Source organism: Actinophytocola sp. (assembly GCF_045807065.1).
Lineage (GTDB): Bacteria > Actinomycetota > Actinomycetes > Mycobacteriales > Pseudonocardiaceae > Actinophytocola.
Genome location: NZ_JBJMIE010000202.1, coordinates 1 through 12,295, shown reverse-complemented (window position 1 = coordinate 12,295; position 12,295 = coordinate 1). Strand labels below are relative to the sequence as shown.

Here is a 12,295-nt window from a genome sequence, read left to right as displayed (position 1 = left end):
TGGTGCGGCGGGCCAGGATCAACTTCCTCGGCCAGATCCCCGGCTCGACCCGGCTGTTCGTGCCGGACCTCAACGGCAGGCTCTACACCGAACCCGCCGGCGGCGGCACGCCGAGCGTCTACCTCGACGTGCGCGCGACGGTCGGCTCGAACTTCTTCTCCGGCAAGGGAATGGGCAGCGGCTTCGGCTTCGTCGCGTTCCACCCGGACTTCGCCACGAACGGCAAGTTCTACACCGTGCACAGCGAGGCGTTCGACGCGCTCACCTCGCAGCGGGCGGACTGGACCGAGCCGGACGCGGTGGTGCAGAGCGTGGTGACCGAGTGGACCGCGACGAACCCGGCCGCGACCACGTTCAGCGGCACCCACCGGACGTTGCTGCGTCTCGGGTTCGCCAGCTACCTGCACGCGATCCAGCAGATCGACTTCAACCCGACCGCGGTGTCCGGCGGCCCCGACCGAGGGAAGCTCTACGTCGCGGTCGGGGACGGCGGGATCGGCTACCAGACGACCGTGCCGCAGGACCGGACCGTGCCGTTCGGCAAGATCCTGCGCATCGACCCGAGCGGCACCAACAGCGCGAACGGGCATTACGGCATCCCCGCCGACAACCCGTTCGTGGGACAGTCCGGCACGATGGGTGAGTTCTTCGCGATGGGCATGCGTGACCCGCACCGGTTCAGCTGGGACCCGGCCGACGGCCGGATGTTCCTCGGGCACATCGGCGAGCACGACATCGAGGGCGTCTACGACCTGCGGGCCGGTGACAACCTCGGCTGGAGCGACCGGGAGGGCGCGTTCGTGTTCAACCGGCAGGAGCGCTGCAACCTCTACCCGCTGCCCGCGAACGACGCGCAGTTCGGTTACGACTACCCGGTCGCCGCGTTCGACCACAACGCCGCGGACCTGCCGTGCGGCACCGACGCCGGGCATGGGATCGTCGGCGGCTTCGTCTACCGGGGCACCGCGGTGCCGGCACTGCGCGGCAAGTACGTGTTCGGCGACCTGGTCGACGGTCGGGTGTTCTACACCAACGCCGCCGACATGGTGCGTGGTGCCGGGCTCGCGCCGCTGTACCAGCTGCAGGTGTTCAACTCCAGCGGCACCCAGACCACGATGGCGAACCTGGCCGGCGACGACCGGGTGGACCTGCGCCTCGGCCAGGACCGCGCCGGTGAGCTGTACGTGCTGGCCAAGGCGAACGGCCGGATCTGGAAGGTGACGGCGACCCACGGCACGGCGCCGTAACGCCCGCGGCCGTGGCGGCGAGGAGCCCGCTTACCCGGTGCTCCTCGTCGCCGTGGGTGCGTTCCTGACGGGCTTGAACAGTCCGCCGTTCTGTCACACCGCCCCGTAACACTCCTGAATGTTGTCCCGAGAGTCAGGGATATCGGGGGGTGCCAGATGAAACGTTGTTTTGGTGCGATTCGGGCGTTGGCGGGGCGGCCGACGATGCGGACCGTGGGTGTGCTGACCGGGGCGGGTGTCGCATTCGGCGTGTTCGTCCTGGCTGTCACGGCGTCTGATCGGTACGAGGAGTCCACCACGACACTGTTCTCCGGAACCGTGGGTGGGCTGTACCTGGTGGCTGGTCTGGTCGCGAGCCTTCGCCGACCGGACAACCCGGTGGGCCTGGTCATGGTGCTGGTGGGAATCGGCTGGTTCGCCGAGGACCTCCAGATTTCGGCCAGTCCCCCGGTGCACACCGTGGGCATGTTGCTTCGCTCTGCCTCTGCCGGGTTCGTGGTCCAGCTGCTGCTGATATTTCCTGACGGGCGGCTGCGATCCGCAGCCGACCGCGCCCTGGTGGCCGCCGGCTACGGAGCGACGTTCATCCTCGTGCCGCTCAGTGCGCTGTTCATCGCGTCGGAAGTGCCGAACCTGTTGCTGGTCCTGGCGGCCGGCTGGCCGACACCGGCGGTCGACCTCGTGCAGATCAGCCTGGGTGCGGCTGTCGTCAGCACACTGCTCAGGCGTTGGCTGACGGCCTCGCCACCAGCCCGGCGCGTCATCGCTCCCGTGTACGTGGCCGGCCTCGTCGGTGGGGGGCCGCGACCTCGGTGATGCGTCACGGACGGCGGATCGCGGTGCTGTCGCACGATCCGGCCCTGATCGAGGACCGGTACGTGCTCGACGCCGTGGTCTCGGCCGCGGCGTTGGAGTTGGACAACCAACGGCTGGCAGCCGAGCTCCGGGCCCAGGCACTCGAAGCTCGGACCGCCCGTTCGCACCTCGTCGCGGCCGTCAACGAGCAACGGCGGCGGGTGGAGCGGGACCTCCATGACGGCGCCCAGCAGCAACTCGTGACGTCCGCCCTGAATCGCCACCGGCGGCTGCGCCTTCGACCCAGACGTCGTCGCGAACATGTTCAACGCAGCCCGCCGGGGCGACCCGGTGCGGGATCTGTCGGCGCGGGAACACGACGTGCTGAGCCTGATGACCGAGGGCCGGTCCAACGCGGCGATCGCGGAGCAGCTGAACCTGACGATCAAGACGGTGGAGACCCACATCCGCCGGATCTTCCAGCGCCTCGGGATACCCACTGAGGCGGAACACCACCGTCGCGTGCTGGCCGTGTTGGCGTGTCTGAGGTCGACCGAACGCCGGTGTCAGGGCCAGCCCTGATCCCGGCGACGGCAGGTCCGGTGCCTGCCCCGATGTTCGCGACGCCGCGCCGGACGACCCTGACAGGTGCACACCACGGCCGGTTGAACCGGATCGTGAAATCCCTGACAGATGAAGGAAAAGCCTATGAAGGGAAAACTCTGGCGGATCCTGGGAACGCCACTGTTGGCGTTGCTGCTGGCCGCCGGCCTCGGTGTCGGCCTGGCCGGCCAGGCCACGGCAGCGCCCGCACAGCCGATCACGATCACCAACCTGTACAACGGCCGTTGCCTGGACGCGGACGCGAACCGCATCGGCGACAACGGCACGCCGACCCAACTCTGGGACGACCTCGGTGACGGCCAGCGCAACCAACACTGGGGCGGAATCGCGTAGTCACCGGAGGATTCATCAACACGGACGAGTGGGGCCGTCACCGCGACGGCCCCACTCCCGTCATTTGCTCTCTCGATCCACACTGGACGGTTCACTCGGATTGCCTGGTGAGATAGTGCCGCAGCACGGGCCTCAGGGGTTCGGGTCGAAGGGCCCTTGCTCGGCGGCGCAGACCGTGCCGGCCGGTGGCAGTGTCAGGTCGGTCAGGTAGCTGTCCAGCCACTGGTCCACGCACTGGTTGCGACCGTCGTAGGCGACGCCGTGCCCGGAGATGTCCGCGGTGAGCAGGCGGGCTCGGCCGAGGAGGTGGCTGGTGGAGACCGCGTCCTCGTACGGTGTCGCCGGGTCGCCGAGTCGGTCACCCACGAGCAGCACCGGGTTGGCGGTCGGCCGGTTCCACGGACCGGTGTAGCGGTCGGGGTCGGTCACCGGCCAGCTCGCGCACGGCAACCCGGAGTAGATCCAGGCTGACGCGAACCCGGGAGCGGCTGCCTCGGCCAGGCGGGCGTAGCGGCCGACCGCCCGCGGATCGCGTGGGTTGTCGGAGTCCGTGCAGGCGACGGCGTTGTGCCAGGTGTTGTACGCGATCTGCGGCTCGTCGGGCTCCGCGTTCGGGGCGCTGGTCGCTTCGGGGTGGGAGAACCGGGGCGCGGCGGGCACGGGGACCTGCGCGGGAGCGGCCGCGGCCGGGTGCTGGGCGGCGAGGTACACCGTCTGCAGGAAAGGGGTTATGTATGCGGCGGCGTCCCAGCCGTAGAGCGCGCTCAGCATGCGGCTGACCAGCTCCTGGTAGGTGATCTGCTGCGTCTCGCCGTGCGAGTCCGTGAAGCTGACCGGTCCCCGGCGCAGCGTGGCCAGCAGGTCGTCGTACTTGCGGTGCAGGCTCTGCTCGGTGGCGCCGGGGCCGCCGAACTCGCACTGGGTGTGGGCCGCGCATTCCCGCAGCAGGGTGTTCAGCGCGGTCTGGGCACCGAGGTACGAGCCGACCCGGTAGATGTAGGGCTCACTGCTCTGCCCCGGCAGTCGACCGGTGGTCCACTCCTGCGGTTGCAGCACGCCGTCGAGCACCATAGCCCGCACGCGCTGCGGGAACAGGTTGGCGTACACCTCACCCAGGTGTGTCCCGTAGGAGGTGCCGATGTAGGTCAGCTGCCGGTCGCCGACGGCGCGGCGCAGCAGGTCCAGATCCCTGGCCACGTTGGCGGTGGACATGTGCCCCAGTAGCGGCCCGGCGTGCTGCGCGCAGCGCGCGGTGACGTCGCCGACCTGCCGGATCGCCGCGGCCTCTTCGGCTTCCGTGATGGGGAAGACCGGGTTCAGTTCCGCGTCGTCGGCCGGGTCGTCGGAACAGGTGACCGGGGTGGAGGCGAAGGTACCGCGCGGGTCGAACCCGACGATGTCGAAGCGAGCGCTCACCACCGGCTCCAGCCGCGGCGGGATCCGGCCGCCGCCACCGGGACCGCCGGGGTTGGTGAACACGGTGCCGATCCTGTGCCGCGGGTCCTTGGCGGGCCGTTTGGTCAGAGCAAGGGAGATCTGCGGACCGGTCGGGTCCCGATAGGACAGTGGCACCCGGGCCGTGGCGCACTCGGAGCCCGGCGGACCGGTCTCTCCCGGGCAAGGAACCCAGTCGAGCACGGGTGTGGCGGCGCTGTCGGAGTCGGGGGCGGACGGTGGCGTCGCGGCGCTCGCCCCCATGGTCAGCCCTGCCGAGATCGTCAAGGTCACGGTGCCCAGCGTGAGGCCACGCCGGAGGGCGCTGCGTCGTGCGCTCATCAGGAAATCCTCTACGTGATGGTGCGGCTTCCGCCCACGGTCGAGCGGAACCGAGGCCACCGTAGGGAAGGGAAGCGACATGCCGGAACGGCCAGAAGGCTGGGAAGAAGTGACCGTTCGGCCGATCTCCGCCGCCCCGGGTGCGCGACCCGGGCGCATATCGATGAAGACAATCGCACAGCGATCAGGCGATCGCCCTCTCATGGCTCCCCTTCATGTCAAGGGGGTGGTTGTGGCGGGTTCGGGTTGTGTCGTCGTTCGAGTGCGCGCATCGCTTCATCGAGATCTTGTCCGCGGCTTCTTGACCGGTGCCGGGATCGGTGAAATTACCCAAACCGGCTACGGAGATCGGTCGGTGTTCGAGCCGCTCGGCCGCGCTTCATGGCGGGCGAGGTCGGCGAGGTGGTGTGCCATGGCGGTGCGGGAGTGGATCTCCAGCTTGGTGAAGACGCGGCTGAGGTGGGACTCGACGGTTCGTCGGCTGAGGTACAGCCGGGTCGCGATCTCGTGGTTGCTCAGGCCGGTCGTCGCCAGCTCGGCGATCTCCCATTCGCGCGCGGTGAGCGGCGCGCCACGAGGGGGTGTTCGCTTGATACTGGTCGGGCGGCGCTGGTTCGCCAGCACGGTCGACAGCCACGCGGCACCGCATGCCGTGTAGCCGGCCTCGGCCCGGTCGAACGACTCGTCGCAGCGGCGAAGCCGGCCCGCGGTCCGGTGCGCGGCGCCAGCGAGGTGGTGCGACAGCGCCGCTTCCGCCGGCGCTCCCGCAGCGGCGAACCCGGCCGCCGCGTCGTTCGCCAGTGCGACCGCCCGGGCCGGGCGACGCATGCGGTACGCGGTGAACGACTGGCTGAACTCGGCGAGAGCACGTTCGTACGCCAGCCCCTCCGCGGCGGCCAGCGCCTGAGCACTCGCGTCCTCGGCGGCGTGGCAGTCCCCGCTGCCGGCCAACGCGATCGCGGCGAGCGCGTGGCGAGCCGCGACGGTCGGCGGATGGCTCGACGGCGGAGCCGAGCTGTCGGCGAGCAGTTCGAGACAACCACGCCGGTCCCCGTTCAGGACGTGGGCGAGGGCCAGCTCGACCCGGCTGGTTCGCCACCAGGCACGCGAGTGCGGTGCGTCGGCGGGACCACGGGCGACGGCGAGTGCGGCGGCCGGTCCGGCAACCCACGACAGAGGGCGCAGCCGGACCGCGGTCGCCATCGCGCACATCTCGGCGCTGCCGACTCGCTCGGCGGCGGCCGTCGCCTCCTCACCGAGCTCGATCGCCCTGGGGAGGTCGCCGGTGCGGGTGTGCAGCAGTGTCTCCATGACGAGCAGGTACGGCGAGGCGCTGCTCGGTCCGAGCGTGTCCAGGACCCGGCGGGAGCGGGTGAGGTGACGCGCTGCGTCGTGCAGCACTCCGAGCTGGATCTCCGCCAGCGCCAGCGGCGAGATGATCTCGAGGTACGGTCGCAGCTCGGCGTCGCTCACGGCGTCGACGGCGTCGATGGCCTCGGTGAGGTACTGCCGCGCGGACGTGGTGGATCCGCTGTACAGCGCGCCGAGTGCCCGCAACGTGTGTGCTGTGGCCACGAGCACCGGCTGATCCCGGTCCAGCAGCTCGAGCGCCCGTTGTGCGTGGTGGACCGCGGCGGTGGGGTTCTCCCGGAACGCGTCGACCGCGGACAGCTCGGTGCGCAGCTTGGCCTCGCCGAGCGGGTCGAGTTCACGGGCGAGCTGTGCGTTCAGCGTCGCGGCCGCCTCGGCGAAGTCCCCGAGTTGCCGCGCGATGGCCACGCTGAACGTTTCGGCCTGGACACGTACGGGACTGTCGGGGCGGGTGAGCTGCTGGAGCACTTCGCGGCAGCGGTTCAGTTCGCCGCTGCGCCCCAGGGTGCGGGCGTACCACAGCGCGACCGCCGCGCGGCGCTCGTCCCGAGGGCCGCCGTCCGGCATGATCCGCAGCGCGGTGCCGAGCCACCGGGCGGCCTGGGCGGGAGCCTCGTGCGCGTACAGGATGCCGGCCTCGGCCAGGGTGGCCACCGCGGTCTGGTCGCCATACCGCGCGGACTGCTCGGTGTGGTGGGCCACGATCTGCCGGGAGGCCCGCCGGGCACGCAGGTAGTCGGCGGTGCGCGTGTGGGCCTCGAACCGCCAGGCCGGGCCGGTCAGCGCATAGGCGGCGGCCCGCATCAACGGGTGCCGGAACGCCATCCGTGCGCCGTCGGCCTCGATCAGGCCCATCCGAACGAGCTGGTCGACCGCGCTCGTCACCTCCTCCATCGGCAGCGCCGCGACGTGGGCGACCAGGTCGATGGTCGTGTGGTCGGCAGCGATGGCAGCGACGTGGGCGACGGTCTGCACCGCCTGCTCCTGTGTCGTGATCTCGGCGGCGAGCCCGGCCAGCACGTAGCCCTGTGAGTCGACGACCCAGTTGGCGTCGACCGGTCTCTGCGGTCGTGCCAGGGTCGCCAGGCCGTTCAACGTGTGGTCGGGCAGGCGCGACAGCGCCTGGACGTACAGGGGGTTGCCACCGCTGGCGCGTGCGATCAGAGAACGGCGATGTCGCGGCGTGTCGGCCAGCAGCACCTCAAGGTCGGCCGACCCCAGTGGCGGCAGGTCGATCAGCACTGCCACGGCACCAAGCCGGGCGATGGCGTTGACGAGCCGCGCCGGCGCGGACGTGCCGCGGAAGGCGACCGTGAGCAGCAACGGAACCGGCGGCGGCGTGCGGACCAGGTGCTCGGTCAGCTCCAGCGAGGCGGAGTCCGCCCAGTGCATGTCGTCGAGCAGCAACGCGACGCCGGTCGCCGCGTTTGCCGCGAGCATCCGGCGTAGACGGGAGTCCATCCGCAGGCGGCGCTCGGGTGAGATCTCGCGCTCGTCGAGGGGGATGACCGGCTCCGGTGTGATGGGCTCCACCATGTCCGCGTAGATGCCGAACGGCACCTCCTGCTCGAACTGGGTGCCGCGTCCGGAGCGGACCAGCAGTCCCGCGGCGGCGACGCGTTGGCCGAGCTCAGCGAGAACCCGCGTCTTCCCCAGCCCCGCCTCACCACATACCTGGACAACGACGAACTGCCCGTCGAGAACCGCGGCGACCGCGTCGTCGAGCAACTTCAGCTGGGTGGCGCGGCCCACCAGGGGGGTGGCACCGGAGGAACCGGCCATCCCCTGGCGCCCGGCTCCCTCTGCGGGCGGTCTTTTCGGAGGGCGGGTGGCGCCCTCGCCGCGGCCCGCAGGTGGCGAGGGCGGAGCGGGCAGTCGCCGAGGAACCACCGGTTCGGTCGCGGTGACGGCGGGTGTGGGAATCAGGTCGGGGTCGGCGGCCAGGATCTGCCGGTGCAGGGCCCGCAGGGCGGCGCCGGGGTCGGTGCCCAGCTCTTCGACCAGATGTTCTCGGAGCTGCCGGTAGTGGTCCAGGGCGTCCGCCGAGCGTCCGGCGCGGTGCAGCGCCAGCATGTACTGGCCGGCCACGCGCTCGTCCAGCGGGTGCCGCGCGGTCCGCTCGCACAGCTGCGTCACCAGCTCCTCACCGTGGCCGATGCGCAGCCGGGCATCGATCAGGTCGTGCTCCACGGCCCGGCGTTCCTGTCGCCACCGGTCGCGCTCGCCTTCCACCCACTCCCCGCTCAACCCGGTCATCGGCTCGCCGCGCCACAACGCCAAGGCCTCGGTCAGCGACGCCACCATATGCGTGCTCGTCCCCGCACCGCGGGCCTGGTCACGCAGAGCGCGAAACCGGAGCAGGTCCACCACGTGGTCGGCATGCCGCACCTCGAGGGTGTAGCCGTTGGAGCGGTGCACGATGGCCAGCGCGCCGGCGAACGCGCCGCGCAGCCGGGAGATGTGGCTGTGCAGGGTCGCCGCTCCCCGCCGGGGCGTGTCAGCACCCCAGACCCGCTCCACCAGCCGTTCCACCGACACCAACCGGCCGGCATCCACGGCCAGCGCCGCCAGCACACACCGCTGCCGTGCGGGCCCGAGGATCACCTCCTGTTGGTCGACGTGCGCGGTCACCTCGCCTAGCAGAGCGATGTTCATCGCCGTGCCCGCCTTCCTGGCGCGCCGCCACCCAACAGGGATAGCGCAGATGACCGGGGAAATGCAGACGCCGGCAAGCGATTCACACGAACGGCCGTGCACGGTGCTACCCCGAGGCGGATGACCGACTTCATGAGGGCGGCGGTGGCGCCGGGGGTCAGTGGCTGTTGCCGGTCGTCGTCCGATCGACATCCAGTCGGTGCGCCGACGATCGCGTTGATCACCAGGAGGTTTGATGAAGCGAAGAAGACTGGTCGCGGTGCTCGTCATCGGATTGGCCGGGGCGATGTTCGTCGCTCCCATCCAGGCCAGCGCCGGGCCGGGCACGCGGTCTGCCGAGATGCCGGCCGTGGGCCAGCCGCGGCAGCACGGCGCACCGCCGGTGGCGTTGAGCGCGGTGGAGAACATCAGCCGCTCGTCGCTCGGCTCGGACGGCCGGCTACACGACAGCCAGGAGCAGAACCGACTGTATCGGGACAGCCGGGGGCGCACTCGGCACGAGAGCGGCTCGGTGGTGACGATCAACGATCCGGTCGCCGGAACGACCGTACGGATGGATACCAGGGCCGGGACGTACACGACGACGTCGGCGCCGGCCAAGCCGAGCAAGCTCCCGGCGACGACCGGAGCGGTGAGGACGAAGCGACAACAGCTCAGTTCCGAGCCCAGGAGCCTCGGCACGGCCTGGTTCGGGGACGTGAAGGCCGAAGGCCGTTCCTACACGGTGACCACGCCGCGGGACAACGCCGCACCCGACGTCCGGGAGGTCACCACGTGGCTGGCCCCGGACATCCAGCTGGCCGTGCAGATCCAGGTCACCGAGGCCTCGGGCGCCAGGTACACCAGGACCTACACCGACGTGCGAACCAAGACCGCCCCGCCGGCGGAGCTGTTCACCGTGCCGTCCGGTTATCGTCAGATCGACCAGACCGCCGCCGCTGTCGCACAGGCCCCGGAATGTCCGCTGACGATCGCGCCCGATCCGTTGATCCTGACCAGCTTCACCGGCTACATCGACGGCAACTACCACATCGGGTACACCGATTTTCCCAACACCGGATGTGTCATCGCACAGGCCGCCGCCGCCCTCAATCCGTTCGATGTGCTCGGGGTCGCCCAGGCCACGCCGATTCTCCAACCGGCCTTCGCGTGGTTCTGGTACGACAATGGCGGTCCGGTCCCGTTCCTGCCCTACGTCGTGTTCGGTGAGTCGGCATTCCTCGCCGCCAACGTCGAACACACCACGGTCGGTTACTCCGCCGTGATCCTGACCGTCTTCGGGTGATATCGGGGCGCCGCGCGGTGCGTGGCGCCCACTCCTCCGGTGCTCGGACAACAACATTCCGGGACAGTTTCAGAGTTTTTCAGAGGTTCAGAGCCGACGTGACACCTCCATCGACGAGGATGTCGGTGCCGGTGACGAAGGCGGACAGGTCGCTGGCAAGGTAGAGGACCGCGTTCGCGATGTCCTGCGCCGTACCGATCCGGCGCAGCGGTCAGCAGGCGATCAGCCACATCGTCGCCCGCCTGGAGAAGCTCGGACTGATCGAACGCCGAGTAGGCCGAGGGCGCACCGTCGAGTTGCATGCCACCGAGCAGGGGCGCCTGCTTGCCGAGGAGGCCGTCACCCGGGAAGAAGCCGTCGACCGCGACATTCGCGACCTGCTCGGCAACCAGGTGTACGAGACACTGCGGCAGTTGCTCGTCTCGAGCCGGGATGTGCTGCGCGACCAGCCAGACCGTTGATGTGATGTCGCGAGCGGCGGTGGTCGACCTGCCGTTCCTGTACTTCAACCCTGGCCGTGTTGGACGAGCAGCCCGTCGCCGTTCCCGGTGGTCCGGGTCGGTGGTCTTCACGGCTTCCATGTCCCCGGTCCGGATCAGGACCACCGCCCGCTCGCTCTCGCGAAGCTCACCGGCCGGATGTCCGAGTTGCTCACCGCGGTCGCCCTGTAACTCGGCAACCCAATTACTTGGAAAGAATTTTCACGCTACCGACGCGGCCCGACCAGGGCAACGGCAGAATGCACCGACGTTGCCCGCAAGGTCCACTGGTCAGCGGCGCTGGAATTGGTCAGAAATTCCCGTTCGTCGACACGATGCAGCCAAACAATCCTTGTCGTCACAACTGGATAAAGATTGAGAGTGCGCTAGTGACTCGGCCACTTCTCGGGCGCACGCTCACATCCACCTTGCCACCGAGTCCTATTGGGACGTGGTGCACGTACGAAAAGGAGAGACGTTATGAAAATCGGCCGCATCGCTGCGGCAGGGTTGTTCCTTGCCCTTCTGACCAGTTTACTTCCCGTGGGCGCGCAGTTGGCCAGCGCCTCGGAAACGCTCGTCGCGTGTCCTGACGGAACCGAGGCCACCGACTTCCAACCAGGACTCACGTTCGTGCCGCAGCCCACGACGGTTCACGTCGACGGTACTCTCGGTTCCTGTGTGTCAACCAGCAATCCGGCCATCAACAACGCGACATTCACCATCAACGGCAGTGGCACGGCCAGTTGCCTGACGGCCAGCTTCAACTCGACAATGGTCGTCCACTGGAATTCGGGGGCGAACAGCGTCATCCGCTACAACCTCACGGTCAACATCAAGCCCGCCGGCGAGACGGTGTTCGTCAGCGAGGGCGAGGTCGTGAGCGGGCAGTTCGCCGGCGCGCAGGTGGTGAGAACCACCGTTGAGGCGACCCTTGACGCGTTGAAGTGCCTGACCGTCCAGGGTGTCATGACCGCGTCCGGCCCGACGGCATTGGTCATCGTCGGCTGAAATCACCCGCGCTGTGCAGGCAGCCTGCCACCGCGGCGGTGCGACCTACGTGCTGAACTGGTCGCACCGCCGCGTGCCGAGCAGCGCTGCCGCCGGTCCCCCGCACCCGGTGAAGCCGTTGCATCGAATTATGTCGCGCCCAGCGCGGCGGCCGCGGCCGTTCCGCAGTACAAACTCGTACTCGGCTCCGCGGAGACTCTGCCCGTGTTCCTCGGCGCGCCCGGTGACGAGAGCAACCAGCACACCGAAACCAGGGCGCGGTCCATCAACGACCAGGGCGTGGTGGTGGGGAACCTCGGGAAGGTGGTGATTGTCGGCGGAGACATCGTCGGTATCGCCGTGCTCACCGCGCCGGACGGAACGGAGTCGAGCGTCGGCTACGAACTGCTGCCCATCCCGACCACGTAGCCCGACCGAACACGCCTGCGTCCGGACCGGTCACCGGTCCGGACGCAGATTCGGACTCGACACTGACGGCGAAGTGTCAGGTCGACCAGCCCGCTACCGCGGATGATCGCGCACGGCGGGGCAGGAACGCCTCGGATGCGCGGGCGCCAGAACCGGTGCGGCAGGGCAGGTTCCTGCTCCACGACCCGCCGATGAACCGACTCCGCCAGGACCCGCCAAGTCGGATCGGATGCCTGGCGGGGATGGATGATGACGGGGGATTTCGGGTGCCGCGCGGAGCGCGAGCCCCACCAACCCGTCCCGCACGAGCC

Annotated in this window: 11 protein-coding genes; 8 read left to right on the top strand and 3 right to left on the bottom strand. The window is 69.5% G+C overall.

Annotated features, from left to right (window positions below; genetic code table 11):
- The 4 genes from ACJ73U_RS11810 to ACJ73U_RS11795 form a co-directional block, all read left to right on the top strand.
- Positions 1–1,247, top strand: a 1,247-nt coding sequence (locus tag ACJ73U_RS11810) for a PQQ-dependent sugar dehydrogenase (RefSeq protein WP_407777618.1), incomplete at its 5' end; no start/stop codon positions are given.
- A gap of 204 nt (positions 1,248–1,451) precedes the next feature.
- The gene (locus ACJ73U_RS11805) at positions 1,452–2,063 is read left to right on the top strand and encodes a hypothetical protein (RefSeq protein WP_407777617.1); all 612 of its coding nucleotides are present in this window, start codon (positions 1,452–1,454) and stop codon (positions 2,061–2,063) included.
- Positions 2,064–2,363: 300 nt separating this feature from the next.
- Positions 2,364–2,624: a response regulator transcription factor gene (locus ACJ73U_RS11800; protein ID WP_407777616.1), complete on the top strand. Its 261-nt coding sequence runs from the start codon at positions 2,364–2,366 to the stop codon at positions 2,622–2,624.
- Between the two features lie 126 nt (positions 2,625–2,750).
- On the top strand, positions 2,751–2,999 hold the full coding sequence (locus ACJ73U_RS11795) for an RICIN domain-containing protein (RefSeq protein ID WP_407777615.1): 249 nt from the start codon (positions 2,751–2,753) through the stop codon (positions 2,997–2,999).
- Between the two features lie 132 nt (positions 3,000–3,131).
- Here the strand turns inward: ACJ73U_RS11795 and ACJ73U_RS11790 are convergent, their stop codons facing one another.
- Positions 3,132–4,775, bottom strand: a complete 1,644-nt coding sequence (locus ACJ73U_RS11790) for an alpha/beta hydrolase (RefSeq protein ID WP_407777614.1) — start codon at positions 4,773–4,775, stop codon at positions 3,132–3,134.
- Between the two features lie 339 nt (positions 4,776–5,114).
- Positions 5,115–8,801, bottom strand: a complete 3,687-nt coding sequence (locus tag ACJ73U_RS11785; RefSeq protein WP_407777613.1) for a BTAD domain-containing putative transcriptional regulator — start codon at positions 8,799–8,801, stop codon at positions 5,115–5,117.
- 235 nt (positions 8,802–9,036) lie between these two features.
- Here ACJ73U_RS11785 and ACJ73U_RS11780 point away from each other — a divergent pair, with 235 nt between their 5' ends.
- Positions 9,037–10,086 (top strand): LolA family protein, encoded by a 1,050-nt coding sequence (locus ACJ73U_RS11780; protein ID WP_407777612.1) that lies wholly within the window; start codon positions 9,037–9,039, stop codon positions 10,084–10,086.
- Between the two features lie 79 nt (positions 10,087–10,165).
- Here ACJ73U_RS11780 and ACJ73U_RS11775 read toward each other — a convergent pair whose 3' ends face one another.
- A complete protein-coding gene (locus ACJ73U_RS11775; protein WP_407777619.1) occupies positions 10,166–10,267 on the bottom strand; it encodes an SDR family oxidoreductase in 102 nt (33 codons plus the stop codon).
- Here ACJ73U_RS11775 and ACJ73U_RS11770 point away from each other — a divergent pair.
- From ACJ73U_RS11770 to ACJ73U_RS11760, 3 genes are all read left to right on the top strand, one after another.
- On the top strand, positions 10,266–10,547 hold the full coding sequence (locus ACJ73U_RS11770; protein WP_407777611.1) for a hypothetical protein: 282 nt from the start codon (positions 10,266–10,268) through the stop codon (positions 10,545–10,547). The genes ACJ73U_RS11775 and ACJ73U_RS11770 overlap by 2 nt on opposite strands.
- Positions 10,548–11,045: 498 nt before the next feature.
- Positions 11,046–11,576, top strand: a complete 531-nt coding sequence (locus ACJ73U_RS11765) for a hypothetical protein (RefSeq protein WP_407777610.1) — start codon at positions 11,046–11,048, stop codon at positions 11,574–11,576.
- Between the two features lie 204 nt (positions 11,577–11,780).
- Positions 11,781–11,984 (top strand): hypothetical protein, encoded by a 204-nt coding sequence (locus ACJ73U_RS11760; RefSeq protein ID WP_407777609.1) that lies wholly within the window; start codon positions 11,781–11,783, stop codon positions 11,982–11,984.
- Positions 11,985–12,295: the final 311 nt, after the last annotated feature.